Genomic DNA, 15,488 nt, shown 5'->3' on the forward strand with positions numbered 1-15,488 from the left:
GTCAGTGACATCCCTCTTGCCAGGACGGATCGGCCACTACCCTCACGACCGTGGATATAACGTCAACGGCCCATGTCGGCAGGTTTGTTGGAGGTAGCGTCCTCGGCATGAGCAACGACGTTCGTATCGACCGCGCCCCGTCTTCCGGGGGCGGCATTCAGATCACGGTCAGTCTTTCCCCCGCCGTTCTGGCGAAGCTTCAGCAGGACGGTTCCTGGACGGAGGCGATCAGCGAAGGCCAGGTCACCGGTGACGGGCCGGCCATCACGCAGATCGAGTTCAGGGTGCCGTAGGTCTCGACCGGCGAGGCGGGGTCATGGCCCAGCGGATGGTCCGGGTCAGGGCCTGGCCTGTCGGGCGCACGGTGAGGTCCTCGACGACCGGGACCCGGGGCAGCCACAACATGCCGCGGGCCCAGGGCGGGAGCAGTGCGACGGCGTTCGCGGCCAGCCCGCCGTAGAAGGGGCGTACCGCGAGGGGCAGGGGAGGCCGGAACAGCAGGAAACGCGCGGCGGCCCGGGCCTCGGACGTGGCGCGGAGTTCGTGCCGGTAGGCGGCCAGGCGCTCGGACAGTTCGCGGCGGTCGCGAGGTGGGTCGGTCACCCCCAGTGCCTCGGCGATCAGCGCGGTGTCGGCGACGTAGGCGTCGTACTCGGCGGCGTCCAGTGGGTGGGCTCCGAAGCGTTCGTGGGCGCGCAGGAAGCTGTCCGTCTCGGCGGCGTGCACCCAGCCGAGCAGGTGTGGATCGGCCGCGTGGTACGGCACACCCTCGGCCGTCGTCCCGCAGATCCGTTCGTGGATGCCACGGACGTGGTCGACCGCCAGCCGGGCGTCCGCGGCCGTGCCGTAGGTCGTCACGGCCAGGAAGGTGCTGGTGCGCTGCAGTCGGCCCCACGGGTCGCCGCGATAGCCGGAGTGCCCGGCCACGGCCGCCATGGCGAGCGGGTGCAGGGACTGCAGCAGCAGTGCGCTCAGCCCGCCGATGAACATGGAGGCGTCGCCGTGGACGGTGCGGATGGGGCGGTCCGGCGCGAACCAGCGCGGGCCGGGGGTGTCGTGGATACGGGCGCGGGTGCGGGGCCCGTCGGGGCCGGCGACACGGCGGAAGAGGGCCTGACCCAGATGTTCACGGACTACGGTCAGCACGGTCGGCCTCCCTTCTCCTGTTGCCCAGTGTCCGCGATGTCCGCCGGAAGACCGAAATGTCAACCTCGGGGCGAATGGCGGGTGGACGCGGTCAGGGAGTCAGGGCCTGCTCGACGGTGGCGTGGCAGGCGATGACGGTGTCCAGGCCGACGAGTCGGACGATCCGCAGCACCGGTTCCCGGACGGCGGCCAGGCGCAGCCATCCCTGGGCGGCACTCACGCTCTTGTGGACGTCGATGAAGACATTGATGCCGCTGGAGTCCATGAAGGTCACACCACTGAGGTCCGCCACGATCCGCGGCGCCCCTGCGCCCTCGGTACCGTCCCGGGGCAGCAGCGCGGCGCTGAGCGCGTCCTTGACGGTGTGGTCGATCTCGCCGCTCAGGGTGACGACACGGATGCCGTCGGCGGTGGATTGCTCGATGGACAGCCGGGGCGGCCGGTTCGTTCCCGGAATGTCGGTCACCATCCCTTCACCTGCGCCTAGGCTGCCTGGGGGCGTCTCTGCGGTCGATTGTGCCGCACCACCGTCGTCGGGCGCACCCGGCCGGCGGTGGCGGACAAGATGCCTGTGGCATGTATGAGCACGCGGCGGGCACCCGCACCCGCACGCGTGTGACGGGGGAGCAGGAGGGCGATGCCGGTGGAGCCGCGATCCGACGACGGGGGCTGGGCCGAGCCCCGCGCCCACCCGATGCAGGTCGGCTACGCCCTGACCGGCGACGGCGGCTGCATCGCGCAGGCCCGGCACCATGCCGCCGACTTCCTCACCCGCCTGCGCAACGAGCACGGCCTGGACGTCTCCCCGCGCGCCCTGGATTTGACCCAGCTGGTCGTCAGCGAGCTGGTCACCAACGCCCGCAAGTACGCTCCCGGCCCCGTCCTGATGGAACTGCGCGTCTCCGGTTCGACGGTGATCGTCGCCGTGTGGGACAGCGACCCCACCGTGCCGACGGCCCGGGCGGCCGACCCCGACCGTGTCGGACAGCACGGCCTGGAGATCGTCAAGGCCGTCACCCAGGACCTCGCCATCCAGCGGCAGACGGTCGGCAAACGCATCACCGCCCACATCGCCCTGACCGACACCCCCGCACGCGACCTGCCGTGACCTCGGCGGGCTCCGCCGGGTACTCCCGGGTGTTCGCACACCTCGCCGGCGCCGTCGAGCGCCGGCGGGAAGCGTTGCGGGAAGCGTCTACGCCATCAGGCTCACCGCCATACCGATCAGTCCGATCGCTATCAACACCGCGACGACCATGATCAGGACGACCGGTATCGATTCCCATCCTCTGCGCGGCGCGGGCGGCTCCGGGTAGGAGATTCCGGACGTGCCCCCTTCGGCGGGCGGGGTCTCCCCGGGTGGCACACCGACGCGTGGTGCGACTCCACGGGTTCCCCGCGGGGCGGGATCAGGAGTCGTCATGGCGCACGCTCCCTTCAGGGCCCAGTCGCTGGTCGCTGATTCCGGAGATTCCGCAGATTCCGGTGGATACGGAGAGTCCGGAGAATCGGCCCCATCTCCTCCGGCCTCCGTGAGCGGGACGGGTCACTTGTCGGGCTTCGTGGAGCTGATGTCGGCGAGGGCCGACTCGGGGTCGCGCTCGATGGCCAGGTCGCCGAGGGAGACGATGCCCACCGCGTGCCGCTCTTCGTCGACCACCGGCATACGGCGGACCGAATGCTCACGCATCAGTTCCACCGCACGGCGCAGCTCGTCGTCGGGCCCCACCGTGACGAGGTCGTCGCTGCACGCGTCCGCCACGGTCGTGCGGCTCGGGTCGCCGCCCTCGGCCATCGCGCGAACCACCAGATCGCGGTCACTGACCAGCCCCCGCAACCGGTCGCCCTCGGTCACCAGAACGGCGCCGATGTCCTCGTCCCGCATCATCCGGGCCACGACCGCCACCGAGGTCTGCGGCTCGACGGTGACCGGGTCCCTCGTCATGACGTCACTGACATGCTGAGTCATGGAAATCATCCTCCGCCCAGTGGACGGTGTTCTCACCGTCGCTCGGCCTCCCGGGTACCCGTAAGCGGCAAAACCCCACATATCCGGCAGGTCTGGGTGGATCGATCCACAGGCTCAGGCCTCGTAGACATGGAAGCCCCGGCCGCTCTTGCGGCCGAGATGGCCCGCGGCGACCATGCGGCGCAGCAGGGCGGGCGGGGCGTACAGCGGTTCCTTGAACTCTTCGTACATCGACTCGGCCACCGCCTGGGCGGTGTCGAGGCCGATGAGGTCGAGCAGTCGCAGAGGGCCCATGGGGTGGGCGCAGCCGAGCTCCATGCCCCGGTCGATGTCGTCGGGGCGTGCGGCGCCGGACTCCACCATCCGTACCGCGCTGAGCAGGTAGGGCACCAGCAGGGCGTTGACGACGAAGCCGGAGCGGTCGGGTGCCTGGATGACCTCCTTGCCCAGCTGCCCGGCGAAGTCGCGGGTGCGCCGCACGGTCTCCTCGCTGGTGGTCAGGGCGGGGACGATCTCGATCAGCCGCTGCACGGGCACCGGGTTGAAGAAGTGCATGCCGATCAGTTGCGCCGGCCGCTCGGTGACGACGGCGAGGTCGACGATCGGGATCGAGGAGGTGTTGGTGGCGAGGATCGCCATGGGGTCCTCGACGGCCTTGTCCAGGGCGCGGAGGACGTCGGTCTTGATGTCGCGGTTCTCGGCGACGGCCTCGATGACGAACTGGCGGTCGGCCAGGTCGCTGAGGTCGTGGGTGAAGGACAGTCGGGCGAGGGCCTGGTCCCGCTGCCGCTCGCTGAGCTTGCCCCGCCGTACGCCACGGTCGAGGGAGGCGGTGATACGGCGGCGGCCGGCTTCGACGGCGTCATGGGTGGCTTCGGCGACACGGACGTCGATGCCGCTGTGGGCGGCGACTTCGGCGATACCGGAGCCCATGAGGCCGCAGCCGACGACGCCGAGACGAGTGACGGGATCCATCTGGGGTCCAATCTGGGTGAGTGGCCGCGCGGGAGGCGTCGGGCTTGGTTCAGACATTGCGGCGGTACTGGCCGCCGACTTCGAAGAAGGCCTCGGTGATCTGCTGGAGCGAGCAGACCCGGGCGGCGTCCATGAGGACGGCGAAGACGTTGTCCCCGCTGACCGCCGCGTCCTTGAGCGCGGCCAGGGCGGCGTGGGCCTCGTCCCGGTGGCCGTCCTGATGCAGCCGCACACGTTCCAGCTGGGACTGCTTCTCCTGTTCGGTGGCGCGAGCCAGCTCGATCACACCGGGCTCGGCGGTGTCGGCGTGGGGGTTGCGGAAGGTGTTGACGCCGATGAGGGGCAGGGTGCCGTCGTGCTTGCGCTGCTCGTAGAGCATCGACTCGTCCTGGATACGGCCGCGCTGGTAGCCGGTCTCCATCGCCCCGAGCACGCCGCCGCGTTCGCTGATCCGCTCGAACTCCTGGAGGACCGCCTCCTCCACCAGGTCGGTGAGCTCGTCGATGATGAACGAGCCCTGGAGGGGGTTCTCGTTCATGGCCAGGCCCCACTCCCGGTTGATGATCAGCTGGATGGCCAGGGCCCGGCGGACGGAGTCCTCGGTGGGGGTGGTGACCGCCTCGTCGTAGGCGTTGGTGTGCAGGCTGTTGCAGTTGTCGTAGATGGCGATGAGCGCCTGCAGGGTGGTGCGGATGTCGTTGAAGTCCATCTCCTGGGCGTGCAGGGAGCGGCCCGAGGTCTGGACGTGGTACTTCAGCTTCTGCGACCGGTCGTTGGCCCCGTACTTCTCCCTCATCGCCACCGCCCAGATACGGCGGGCGACCCGGCCCAGCACCGCGTACTCCGGGTCCATGCCGTTGGAGAAGAAGAACGACAGGTTCGGGGCGAAGTCGTCGATGTGCATGCCCCGGGCGAGGTAGGCCTCGACATAGGTGAAGCCGTTGGCCAGGGTGAAGGCCAGCTGGCTGATGGGGTTCGCGCCGGCTTCGGCGATGTGGTAGCCGGAGATGGACACCGAGTAGAAGTTGCGGACCTTCTGCTCGATGAACCACTCCTGGATGTCGGCCATCATCCGCAGGGAGAACTCGGTGGAGAACAGACAGGTGTTCTGGCCCTGGTCCTCCTTGAGGATGTCGGCCTGCACCGTGCCGCGCACGTTCGCCAGCGCGTGCGCACGCAGCTCGGCCGTCTCCTCGGGCGACGGGTCGCGGCCCTCGGCGGCGCGGAAGCCCTCGATCCGCTGGTCGACGACGGTGTTGAGGAAGAACGCCAGGACGGTCGGCGCGGGCCCGTTGATCGTCATGGAGACCGAGGTCGTCGGCGCGACCAGGTCGAAGCCGTCGTAGAGGGCCTTCATGTCGTCGAGGGTGGCCACCGAGACGCCCGAGGTGCCGACCTTGCCGTAGACGTCGGGGCGTTCGTCGGGGTCGCGGCCGTAGAGGGTGACCGAGTCGAACGCGGTGGACAGACGGGTGGCCGGCTGGCCCTCGGAGAGCAGCTTGAAGCGACGGTTGGTGCGGAACGGGTCGCCCTCGCCGGCGAACATCCGCGCCGGGTCCTCGCCGTCGCGTTTGAAGGGGAACACCCCGGCCGTGTACGGGAAGTGACCGGGGAGGTTCTCCCGGCGCCAGAAGTTCACGAGTTCCCCGTGGTCGGTGAACCGGGGGAGCGCGACGCGGGGAATCCGGTTGCCGGAGAGGGATTCGCGGGTCAGCTTGGTGTGGATCTCCTTGTCCCGCACCTTCACCACCTGCTCGTCGCCCGAGTAGGAGGCGATGACGGCGGGCCACGCAGCGATCTGCTCACCGAGGTCGTGCGGGAGCTGCCGGCGGGCATCCTGCAGCAGTGCCTGTACGTCGTCCGCGCCGTAGCCGGCGTCGACGAGTTCGCCCCTGACCGTGTCCAGGCGCTGCACCCGGCGCGCGGCCTCGGCGAGGCGGCCGGTCTCGGCGTGGTAGCCGCGGACGGCGTCGGTGATCTCGGCGAGGTAGCGCACCCGGTCCGCGGGCACGACCTGGCGGATCCCGGACGAGTGCTTGGCGTCGACCTGCCGCAACGAGCCCTCGGACAGCGGCAGCCCCTTCTCGGCCAGGGCGGTCCTGATGTGCTGGTAGAGCGCGGTGACGCCGTCGTCGTTGAAGGTGGCCGCCGAGGTGCCGTACACCGGCATGTCCTCGGGCCGCATACCGAACGCCTCGCGGTTGCGGACCAGTTGGCGGCCCACGTCACGCAGCGCGTCCTTGGCGCCCCGTCGCTCGAACTTGTTGATCGCCACGATGTCGGCGAAGTCGAGCATGTCGATCTTCTCCAGCTGCGAGGCGGCACCGAACTCCGGCGTCATCACATACAGCGAGGTGTCGACGAACGGCACGATCGCCGCGTCGCCCTGTCCGATGCCCGGCGTCTCCACGATCACCAGGTCGAACCCGGCGGCCTTGACCACGTCGATCACATCGGGCATGTGCTCGGGCAGCTCACGGCTGCCACGGGTGGCGAGGCTCCGGAAGAAGACCCGGTTGCCGTCGAGGGAGTTCATCCGGATCCGGTCGCCGAGCAGGGCGCCGCCGCCCCGGCGGCGGGTCGGGTCGACCGCGATCACGGCGATCCGCAGCTTGTCCTGCTGGTCGACACGGAAGCGGCGCACCAACTCGTCGGTCAGCGAGGACTTGCCCGAACCGCCGGTGCCGGTGATGCCCAGTACCGGTGTGACCCGGGCCGAGGCGGCGGCCCGCAGCTGGGCCAGGAAGTCCTGCGGCAGCTTCCCGAGTTCGGCTCCGGTGACGGCGCGGGCGATAGCGAACCGGTCGCCCGCCAGCACGGCCGCGATGTCGGCCGGCTTGCCGTCCCACAGGTCGAAGTCGCAGTCCCGCACGACCGAGTTGACCATCCCGGCCAGCCCCATCCGCTGACCGTCCTCCGGGGAGAAGATGGTCACCCCGCCGGTGCGCAGCCGGGCGATCTCCTCGGGCACGATGACGCCGCCACCACCGCCCACCACCCGGACATGGTCCGCGCCCTGCTCGCGCAGCGACTCGACCAGGTACTCGAAGTACTCCACGTGCCCGCCCTGGTAGGACGAGACCGCCACCCCGTGGGCGTCCTCCTCCAGCGCCGCGTCCACGACCTCGCGCACCGACCGGTTGTGTCCGAGGTGGATGACCTCGGCGCCCTGGGACTGGAGGATGCGCCGCATGATGTTGATCGACGCGTCGTGCCCGTCGAACAGGGCGGAGGCGGTGATCAGGCGGACGGGGTGCACGGGGCGGTGCAGGTCGGTCATGGGGGCCTTCCCTGACGGGTCGGGGGGAACGCTTACTGAAGAGATAGTAGGACGTCCTAGTAAATTGTCGGTAGAGGCGACGACTATCGATCGGCGGCAGAGGGCCGGACGAGGGGCCCCGCGCTCACAGATCCAGGACGAGACGGGGCCCGCGTGAACGGGAGACGCAGATGAGCAGGGTGTCGCCGGCGGCCCGCTCGTCCTCGGTCAGCAGGGAGTCCCGGTGGTCGGGATCGCCGTCGATGATGTCGGTCTCGCAGGTGCCGCAGGTGCCCTCCCGGCAGGAGAAGTCGACCGCGACACCGGCCTCCTCCACCGCTTCGAGCACCGAGCGGTCCGGCGGCACGGTGAGGGTGAGCCCGGAGCGGGCCAGCTCCACCTCGAAGGCCTCGGCCGGACCGGCTCCCGCCGCCTCGGCCGGGGCGAACCGCTCGACGCCCAGCGTGCCCGGGGGCCAGTCCGCTGACTTCTCCCGCAGGGCCCGCAGCAGGGGCTCGGGACCGCAGGCGTGCACCAGGGTGTCCGGCTGGGGCGGGCCGAGGAAGGCGGCGAGGTCCAGCAGGCCGTACTCGTCCTGAGGGCGGATCAGCACCCGGTCCCCGTACGGGGCGAGACGGTCCAGGAACGCCATGGAGGTGCGGGTGCGGCCGCCGTACAGCAGACGCCAGTCGGCCCCCGAGGCCTCGGCCGCCTCGACCATGGGCAGGATCGGCGTGATGCCGACGCCGCCCGCGACGAACAGATGGCGCGCGGCGGGCCGCAGCGGGAAGTTGTTCCGAGGGCCACGGACCCGGACGGTGCTGCCTTCACGCAGACGGTCGTGGACGTACGCGGATCCGCCGCGCCCCTCCGGCTCACGCAGCACGGCGATCTGCCAGGCCTCGCGTTGCGCCGGGTGCCCGCACAGCGAGTACTGGCGGATCAGGGTGCTGCCTGGGCCGTCGTCGTTCAGGAGTACGTCGATGTGGGCGCCCGGCGTCCAGGCGGGCAGTGCCTCGCCGTCCGGGCGGCGCAGGGTGAGGGTGAGGACACCGTCTGCGGCGGGGGCGCGGGTCGTCACGGTGAGGATCGTCTCGGCCGGGGCCGGCTGGTTGTTCATGGTGGGTCAGCTCCGGGGGTCAGGCCTGTGCCGGTACGTGCAGCAGGAGTGCGTCGCCCTGGCCGCCGCCCCCGCACAGGGCCGCCGCTCCGGTGCCGCCGCCGCGTCGCCGCAGTTCCGCCGCGAGGGTCAGCACCAGGCGGGCGCCCGTCATACCGACCGGGTGGCCGAGGGCGATGGCGCCGCCGTTGACGTTCACCTTCTCCAGGGGGAGGTCCAGTTCGCGCAGGGAGGCGAGGGCCACTCCGGCGAACGCCTCGTTGATCTCGAACAGGTCCAGATCGGCCGCCTTGAACCGGCCGTCCCGGGACAGCGCGTCGCGGACGGCGCCGGCCGGCTGGACCAGCAGGGAGGGATCCGGGCCCGCGACCGTGCCGTAGGCGCCGATCTCGGCGAGCGGGGTCATGCCCTCCCGCCGGGCACGGTCCGCGCTCATCACGAGGAGGGCCGCGGCGCCGTCGGAGAGCTGGGAGGAGTTGCCCGCGGTGACCGTGCCCCCGTCGGAGAACGCCGGTCTCAGACGCCCCAGGCTCTCGGCGGTGCTCCCCGGCCGTACGCCCTCGTCGGTGTCCACGACCGACTCGCCGTGCCGTCCCGTCACCGTGAACGGGACGATCTCGTCGGCCAGCGCGCCGGACTCCTGTGCGCGGACGGCCCGTTGATGGGACAGCGCGCTGTACTCGTCCTGCTCCTCACGGGTCAGCCCGAACGGCCGCTGGTACCGCTCGGTGGCCGCGCCCATGGAGACGCCGTCGAAGGCGCAGACCAGGGCGTCCCGGTCGAGGGCGTCCTCGACGGCGGCGGGACCGTACTTCCAGCCGGTGCGCGCCCCGCGCAGCAGATGCGGGGCACCCGACATGGACTCCATGCCACCCGCGACGACCACCTCGTGCCGGCCGGACGCGATCATGAGGTCGGCCAGGGCGAGGGCGTGCAGGCCCGACAGACAGAGCTTGTTGACGGTGCTCGCGGGGACGGAGTACGGGATTCCGGCGCGGATCGCGGCCTGCCGTGCCGGATTGGGGCCGGCTCCTGCCTGGACGACATGGCCCATGACGACGGCTTCCACGGCGGCCGGGTCCAGGGGCGCGGCGGCCAGCGCCGCGCCGATGGCATGGGCGCCGAGATCGACGGCGGACACGGAGCTCAGGGCGCCCATCAGTTTGCCGATGGGCGTTCTCGCTCCGGCGACGATGACGGATCCGGGCATGGCCGGGACCTCCTGCGGGGAGTGGGGCGGGTCGGCCCGAGGGACGGAGAGAGGGCGGGTCAGACGACCGCGTCGACGGCACGCTCGGCGATCAGATGGGCCGTCTCGTTCACCGAGTGCAGAACGATCCGGCCGCCCGGCAGCCGACGCACCCTGCAGACCGAGGTGTAGCCCGGGTGGAACCAGAACATCGTGGGCAGGCCCAGCACGGTCGCCAGATAGGTGTTGGTGATCCCGCCGTGGCACACGGCCGCGACCCGCCCGCCGGAGTGGGCGTCGAAGATGGTGTGCACGGCCCGTACGGCACGCGCGCGGAAGGCGTCCCAGTCCAGATCGGGTACGAAGTCCTCGTACCGCCCCTCGGCGAGGGCCGCCGCCCGGGGATCGTCCGCGCCGATCTGCTCCGGCGGTGTGTAGGGGTGCGAGACGTCCGTGTCCCACTCGCGCAGGTCGTCCAGCACGGTCGCGGTCATGCCCGTGAGCCGTTCCAGGGGCGCCACCGTCTCGCGGGCCCGCCGGAACGGGCTGGTGTACAGGGCGTCGACGTCCTCGTGCGCGAGCCAGGCGGCGAGGCGCTCCGCCTGGGCGATGCCCTCCGGCGACAGCCCCGGGTCGTACACGCCCGCCAGGGGGAGGCCGTGCCGGACGAGGAGGAGTTCGGTCATGGGTGATCCTTCGTGCGAGGGGCGAGGGGCGAGGGGCGAGGGGCGAGGGGCGAGGGGCGAGGGGGCGACGGGGCGTCGGTCGTCAGCGGTCCTCGGCGGTCGTCAGGGGTGTCGGCGGTCTTCGGCGGTCTTCGGCAGTCTTCGGCGGTCGTCCGTGGTCGTCCGTGGTCGTCCGCGGGTGTCGGCCGGGCTCAGCCCGCGATGGTCCGCTCGGAGTGCCAGTACGGGCGGCGCATCGCGCGTTTGTCGAGCTTGCCCATCGCGTTGCGCAGGAGATCGGGAACGAACTCGTACGACTTCGGGCACTTGTAGGCGGCCAGCCGGTCGCGGCAGAACAGGTCCAGTTCCTCGGCCGGTGTCCCGTCCACGGCCGCCACGACCAGCGCCCGTAGCGACTCGCCGAAGTCCGGGTCGGGCACGCCGATCACGGCGACCTCGGCGACCGCCGGGTGCTGCCGCAGCACGGCCTCGCTCTCGGCCGGGTACAGGTTGACGCCGCCGGAGACCACGACGTCCGCGGCGCGGTCGGTGATGAAGATGTAGCCGTCGGCGTCGACGTAGCCGATGTCGCCGAGGGTGAAGACGCCGGGGGAGAGGTAGGCGGACTTCGTCTTGTCCGGGTCCGCGTGATAGCGCACACCCCGGTCCTCGGGCGCCCGGAACGCCAGCAGTCCCCGTTCGCCGGGCGGCAGCGGCCGGCCGTCGTCATCGGTCACCAGGACCTCGAACGGGGGATGAACGCGCCCGACCGAGCCCGGATGGGCCAGCCACTCGGTGCTGCTGATACGGGCCACGGTGCCCGCCTCGCTCGCGCCGTACGACTCGGTCAGCACCGGACCGAACCAGTCGATCATGGCCCGCTTCACGTCCGGCGGACACGCGGACCCCGTGTGGGAGACCTGTGTGAGGCTGGAGACGTCGTACCGGGCCCGTGTCTCCTCCGGCAGGGCGAGCAGCCGTTGGAAGTGGGTGGGCACCATGACCGTGGACGTCACCCGCCACTTCGCGACCCGGCTCAGGAAGATCGCCGGGTCGTATCTGCCGAGCACGACCACCTGTTGCCCCGCCGCCAGATGGCGCAGTGCCGTCAGGGGCGCGTTGTGCTGGAGCGGGCCGCACACCAGGTGCGGACCGGGCGGGAACCCGGACCGGGCGGAGATCGCGGCCAGATAGGCGGAACTGTCGGCGACAGGCCCGCTCACCCAGCGCACCTCGGTCCCGCGCGCCCGGCCGGTGGTTCCCGAGGTGTAGACGAGGGGCGGCCGGGCGGGCCGGCCCGTCGGAGCGGGCCCTCCGGAGCGCGCTGCCGCCAGCCACAGGTCCCAGTCGAAGGCGTGTCCGATCGCCGGGGTGCCGTGCAGCACCAGCGGCAGGCCCAGCTCCCGGGCCGCGTCCAGGGCGGCGCCCGCGCCCGAGGGGCCGGAGACGATACCGGTCGCGCCCGCGTCGATGATCTGGTCCACGAGTTCGCCCGACGTCAGATGCCGGGACGCGGCCACGGTCCCCACGCCGGCGCGCAGTCCGGCCAGATGGGCCACCAGTGTCGGGATGGCGTTGTCGCCGAGCACGACGACCCGGTCGTGCGGGCCGGGCGCGATCTCCAGCAGTCGTCCCGACGCCCGCGCCACCTGGTCCGCGAGCCCGGACCAGGACAGCACTTCCCAGTCGTCCACCAGGGCGGGGTCGTCCGGGGTGTTCCGGACGCGACGGTCGAGCGGCAACTGCGACATGGCTCCTCCGGCGGCTCATCGGTCCACTCCCTCGTTCAGGGAGAGTCGATGCGGAGACTGTAGCGTTTATCAAGAAAGTGCGGAACACTCGGAGCCAGCCGAGCACATCACCGTATGGTCGAGTGGATGGTTCGACTGCTTCCCTGATCGTCGTTACTGCAACTGTCATCCGGTAAGTGCCGTTCCAAGGAGGAGCCATGTCCCCGCCCGAACCGGACGTGTGGCGCGCACAGGTCCGACAGTGGCTGGCCACCGTGCTCGAACCGGCGCGAGCGCCGGAGACGACCGGACAGACCGCCGACCTCGCCGTGTTCCACAACCTCCCCGAGGACGAGGAACGCCTGCTGCTGGAGCACTGCCGCGCCTACCAGCGGGCCCGCTTCGACGCCGGGTACCAGGCGCTCACCCTGCCCGCCGACCTGGGCGGGGCGGGCCTGACCGCCGCCCACCTCGCCGCCTTCGCCGAGGAGGAAGCGGCCTTCGACGTGCCGCCGTCCACCGAACTGATCAGTGTCACCGTCCGCCTGGTCGCGATGGCCGTCTCCCTGTTCGGAACGGCCGAACAGCGCCAGGACCACGCACGCGCGTTCCTCCGCACCGACCTGCTGGCCTGCCAGCTCTTCAGCGAACCCGGCGCCGGCTCCGACCTCGCGGCCCTGCGCACCCGCGCCCGTCAGGAGGACGGCGGAGACTGGGTGATCGACGGGCAGAAGGTGTGGACCTCGGGAGCCCAGTTCGCCGACTACGGCCTGCTGCTCGCCCGCACCGACCCCGACGTCGTCAAACAGGCGGGCATCACCGCCTTCCTCGTCCCGATGGACGCCCCCGGCGTGGAGGTGCGCCCCATCCGCCAGATGAGCGGCGGCTCCTCCTTCAACGAGGTCTTCCTCAGCGGTGTCCGCGTCCCGGACCGGCTCCGGATCGGGCGCCCGGGACAGGGCTGGGAGGTCGCCACCGCCACCCTCGGCTTCGAACGGACCGCCTCCGGCAGCGGCAACCGGCGCAAGGGCGGCACCTTCACGGACGTCCTCGCCCTCGCCCGCTCGCTCGACCGCACCGACGACCCGCTGGTCCGCCAACGCCTCGCCGACCTGTACGTCCGCACCGCGCTGCGCGCCGCCACCGTGGACCGTGTCGCCAGAACGAACGCCTCCGGCGGCCGGCCCGGCCCCGAGGCGTCGCTGACCAAACTGATGGCCTCCGACCTGCTCACCCGCACCGGCCAGATCGCCGCCGAACTCATGGGCGCCCGGATCTGCGCCGACACCGGAGAGCCGGGCACGTTCGCCTGGACCCACCATCTGCTCGGCGCCCCCGGCTACCGGCTGGCCGGAGGCACCGACCAGATCCAGCGCAACCTCATCGGCGAGCGCGTACTGGGGCTGCCGCCGGAGCCGCGCGTGGACCGGGTGCCGTTCTCGCGGCTGCCCAGCAAGTGAGGGACGACTACCTGCCGGGCCATGAGACCTGACCACGTGCCGGGCCTTGCGGCTCGACCAGGTGCCGGGCCTTGCGGCTCGACCACCTGCCGGGCCGTGAAGCCCGACCACTGCCGGGCCTTGGGGCCCGACCGTCCGCCGGGCCTTGGGGCCCGTTCCGGACCACCCGCCGGGCCATGGGGCCCGTTCCGGCAATCACGAAGGAGTGACACCGATGGATCTGGGACTCACAGGCGCGAAGGCACTGGTGACCGGCGCGAGCCGGGGCATCGGCCGGGCGATCGCCGGAACCCTCGCGGCCGAGGGCTGCGCACTGGCACTGTGCGCCCGGGGCGAGGAGGCGCTGGCCAAGGCCGCGGCCGAACTGCGCGGCGAGGGCGCGACGGTGTTCGCCGAGCCGGTCGACGTCACCGACCCGGCCGCGCTCGCCGGCTTCGTGGAGCGGGCGGCCGGTGAACTGGGCGGCCTGGACCTGCTGGTGTCCAACGTCTCGGCGGGCAACGTCAAGGGCCCCGAGTCATGGGAGGCCAGCCTGCGCGGCGATCTGATCCCGTTCGCGGGACTCGTCGAGGCGGCCCTGCCCCACCTGGCGGCCTCCGACCGGGCCGCCGTGGTCGCCATCGGCACCACCAACGCCTCCGACACCGCCCGCCCCGCCGGCGCCAACTCCTACTCCGCTCTGAAGGCCGCCGTGGTCCAGCACGCCTCGGCCCTCGCACACGCCCTCGCCCCCCAGGGCATCCGCGTCAACACCGTCTCGCCCGGCCCCATCGACTTCCCCGGCGGCGCCTGGGAGACCATCCGCACCAGCCGCCCGGAGGTGTACGAGGAGGTCCTCGCCAAGCTGCCGATCGGCCGCTACGGCACGGCGGAGGACGTGGCCGCCGCCGTGGCGTTCCTGCTCGGCCGGACCGGCTCCTTCTGCGTCGGGGTCAACCTCGTGGTGGACGGCGGGCTGCTGACCCGCGTCCAGTACTGAGCCGTGGCGGGCCCCGCCGGCCGCCTGGACGCCGTACTGGTCTGCGGCGGCCGGTGGCACGACTTCGACTACGCGCGGCTGCGGCTGCTGGAACTGCTCGGTGAGCATCCGCAGGTACGTACGACCGTCTTCCAGGACTACGCCGGTGCCGCCGCGCTGGAGGGAGCCGACCTCCTGGTCACCTACACCTGCGACGTCCGGCCAAGCCCCTCCGAACAGGCCGCGCTGGCACGGTTCGTCGAGCGGGGCGGGCGGTGGCTGGCACTGCACGGCACCAACGCGGTGATCGAGCCGCCTGCCTTCGGCGGACCGCGCGTGTTCACCACCCCGCCGCTCCTGGGCGAGGTGGCGGCCGTGCTCGGCAGCCGGTTCCTCGCCCATCCGCCGATCGAGCCGTACGAGGTGCGGGTGACCCGGCCCGGGCATCCGCTGGTCGCCGGGATCGGGCCGTTCACCGTCACCGACGAGCTGTACGTGTGCGAGCTGTACGGGGAGTTGGAGGTGCTGCTGCACGCGGAGTACACCGGACCGTGCCGTGGTTTCGCCGAGGGCGACACGGTGGCCCTCGACGGTGTGCCCCGGCCTGTGCTGTACCTCAGGCGGTACGGCCTCGGGGAGGTCTGCTATTTCACCCTCGGGCACTGTCGGGGGCGGCATGACATGCAGGACCTGGGCGTCGCCGACACCGGGCGTGTGGACCGGGGGCCGTGGGAGACAGCGGAGTTCGTGACGGTGCTGGGGCGGTGTGTGGGGTGGGCGGTGGACGCGCGATCACCGGAATAGTTTTCGCCCCCGCCGCCCCTACCCGTCCCATCCCCCAGGGGCGCCGCCCCTTCGACCCCGAGGGCTGTGGGGTAGGTGGGGTAAGGGGCGGTGTCGCGGGGTGGGCGGGGTGAGGGGTGGGGTGGTTGGGGTGGGTGGGTGTGTGCGGGTTCGGTGGGGCTTCTCGCGCAGTTCCCCGCGCCCCGGTTTTGGGGGGGGGGGACAGACAGAACA

15 protein-coding genes are annotated in these 15,488 nt (G+C 71.6%); 5 read left to right on the plus strand and 10 right to left on the minus strand.

Annotated features, from left to right (window positions below; genetic code table 11):
- Positions 1-107: 107 nt before the first annotated feature.
- Entirely contained in the window at positions 108-293 is a 186-nt protein-coding gene (locus ABT147_RS43720) for a hypothetical protein (RefSeq protein ID WP_351417336.1), read from the plus strand.
- Here the strand turns inward: ABT147_RS43720 and ABT147_RS43725 are convergent.
- Positions 280-1,146, minus strand: coding sequence for an oxygenase MpaB family protein (locus ABT147_RS43725; RefSeq protein ID WP_351417338.1), 867 nt, complete (start codon positions 1,144-1,146; stop codon positions 280-282). The two genes, ABT147_RS43720 and ABT147_RS43725, sit on opposite strands and share 14 nt — an antisense overlap.
- A gap of 91 nt (positions 1,147-1,237) precedes the next feature.
- Positions 1,238-1,612, minus strand: coding sequence for an STAS domain-containing protein (locus ABT147_RS43730; protein ID WP_351417371.1), 375 nt, complete (start codon positions 1,610-1,612; stop codon positions 1,238-1,240).
- 171 nt (positions 1,613-1,783) lie between these two features.
- On the opposite strand from ABT147_RS43730, the gene ABT147_RS43735 reads away from it, so the two are divergent.
- Entirely contained in the window at positions 1,784-2,254 is a 471-nt protein-coding gene (locus ABT147_RS43735) for an ATP-binding protein (RefSeq protein WP_502983271.1), read from the plus strand.
- 87 nt (positions 2,255-2,341) lie between these two features.
- Here ABT147_RS43735 and ABT147_RS43740 read toward each other — a convergent pair whose 3' ends face one another.
- The 8 genes from ABT147_RS43740 to ABT147_RS43775 form a co-directional block, all read right to left on the minus strand.
- A complete protein-coding gene (locus ABT147_RS43740; protein WP_351417340.1) occupies positions 2,342-2,569 on the minus strand; it encodes a DUF6480 family protein in 228 nt (75 codons plus the stop codon).
- 123 nt (positions 2,570-2,692) lie between these two features.
- Positions 2,693-3,115 (minus strand): CBS domain-containing protein, encoded by a 423-nt coding sequence (locus tag ABT147_RS43745; RefSeq protein ID WP_351417343.1) that lies wholly within the window; start codon positions 3,113-3,115, stop codon positions 2,693-2,695.
- A gap of 114 nt (positions 3,116-3,229) precedes the next feature.
- Positions 3,230-4,090, minus strand: a complete 861-nt coding sequence (locus ABT147_RS43750) for a 3-hydroxybutyryl-CoA dehydrogenase (protein ID WP_351417345.1) — start codon at positions 4,088-4,090, stop codon at positions 3,230-3,232.
- A gap of 49 nt (positions 4,091-4,139) precedes the next feature.
- Positions 4,140-7,370 carry a fused isobutyryl-CoA mutase/GTPase IcmF gene (gene icmF / locus ABT147_RS43755; RefSeq protein ID WP_351417347.1) on the minus strand — a complete coding sequence of 1,077 codons (3,231 nt, stop codon included), beginning with the start codon at positions 7,368-7,370 and terminating at the stop codon, positions 4,140-4,142.
- Between the two features lie 124 nt (positions 7,371-7,494).
- Positions 7,495-8,469: a PDR/VanB family oxidoreductase gene (locus ABT147_RS43760; protein ID WP_351417350.1), complete on the minus strand. Its 975-nt coding sequence runs from the start codon at positions 8,467-8,469 to the stop codon at positions 7,495-7,497.
- A 19-nt stretch (positions 8,470-8,488) separates the two neighbouring features.
- The gene (locus ABT147_RS43765; RefSeq protein ID WP_351417352.1) at positions 8,489-9,679 is read right to left on the minus strand and encodes an acetyl-CoA C-acyltransferase; all 1,191 of its coding nucleotides are present in this window, start codon (positions 9,677-9,679) and stop codon (positions 8,489-8,491) included.
- Between the two features lie 59 nt (positions 9,680-9,738).
- Complete coding sequence (locus ABT147_RS43770) at positions 9,739-10,344, minus strand: histidine phosphatase family protein (protein WP_351417354.1); 606 nt, start codon at positions 10,342-10,344, stop codon at positions 9,739-9,741.
- A gap of 191 nt (positions 10,345-10,535) precedes the next feature.
- Positions 10,536-12,074 (minus strand): AMP-binding protein, encoded by a 1,539-nt coding sequence (locus tag ABT147_RS43775; RefSeq protein WP_351417356.1) that lies wholly within the window; start codon positions 12,072-12,074, stop codon positions 10,536-10,538.
- 197 nt (positions 12,075-12,271) lie between these two features.
- Between ABT147_RS43775 and ABT147_RS43780 the strand changes: the two genes are divergently transcribed.
- From ABT147_RS43780 to ABT147_RS43790, 3 genes are all read left to right on the plus strand, one after another.
- Positions 12,272-13,513, plus strand: a complete 1,242-nt coding sequence (locus tag ABT147_RS43780; RefSeq protein ID WP_351417359.1) for an acyl-CoA dehydrogenase family protein — start codon at positions 12,272-12,274, stop codon at positions 13,511-13,513.
- Between the two features lie 214 nt (positions 13,514-13,727).
- On the plus strand, positions 13,728-14,492 hold the full coding sequence (locus ABT147_RS43785; RefSeq protein WP_351417362.1) for an SDR family NAD(P)-dependent oxidoreductase: 765 nt from the start codon (positions 13,728-13,730) through the stop codon (positions 14,490-14,492).
- 3 nt (positions 14,493-14,495) lie between these two features.
- Positions 14,496-15,275: a ThuA domain-containing protein gene (locus tag ABT147_RS43790; protein ID WP_351417364.1), complete on the plus strand. Its 780-nt coding sequence runs from the start codon at positions 14,496-14,498 to the stop codon at positions 15,273-15,275.
- Positions 15,276-15,488 lie beyond the last annotated feature (213 nt).

The sequence above is a fragment of the Streptomyces sp. NPDC001868 genome (assembly GCF_040297125.1).
Lineage (GTDB): Bacteria > Actinomycetota > Actinomycetes > Streptomycetales > Streptomycetaceae > Streptomyces.

Coding starts and splice junctions, on each gene's coding strand:
- ABT147_RS43720 (WP_351417336.1), top strand. CDS start 108: ATGAGCAACGACGTTCGTATCGACCGCGCCCCGTCTTCCGGGGGCGGC.
- ABT147_RS43735 (WP_502983271.1), top strand. CDS start 1,784: ATGCCGGTGGAGCCGCGATCCGACGACGGGGGCTGGGCCGAGCCCCGC.
- ABT147_RS43740 (WP_351417340.1), bottom strand. CDS start 2,569: ATGACGACTCCTGATCCCGCCCCGCGGGGAACCCGTGGAGTCGCACCA.
- ABT147_RS43745 (WP_351417343.1), bottom strand. CDS start 3,115: ATGACTCAGCATGTCAGTGACGTCATGACGAGGGACCCGGTCACCGTC.
- ABT147_RS43750 (WP_351417345.1), bottom strand. CDS start 4,090: ATGGATCCCGTCACTCGTCTCGGCGTCGTCGGCTGCGGCCTCATGGGC.
- icmF (WP_351417347.1), bottom strand. CDS start 7,370: ATGACCGACCTGCACCGCCCCGTGCACCCCGTCCGCCTGATCACCGCC.
- ABT147_RS43760 (WP_351417350.1), bottom strand. CDS start 8,469: ATGAACAACCAGCCGGCCCCGGCCGAGACGATCCTCACCGTGACGACC.
- ABT147_RS43765 (WP_351417352.1), bottom strand. CDS start 9,679: ATGCCCGGATCCGTCATCGTCGCCGGAGCGAGAACGCCCATCGGCAAA.
- ABT147_RS43770 (WP_351417354.1), bottom strand. CDS start 10,344: ATGACCGAACTCCTCCTCGTCCGGCACGGCCTCCCCCTGGCGGGCGTG.
- ABT147_RS43775 (WP_351417356.1), bottom strand. CDS start 12,074: ATGTCGCAGTTGCCGCTCGACCGTCGCGTCCGGAACACCCCGGACGAC.
- ABT147_RS43780 (WP_351417359.1), top strand. CDS start 12,272: ATGTCCCCGCCCGAACCGGACGTGTGGCGCGCACAGGTCCGACAGTGG.
- ABT147_RS43785 (WP_351417362.1), top strand. CDS start 13,728: ATGGATCTGGGACTCACAGGCGCGAAGGCACTGGTGACCGGCGCGAGC.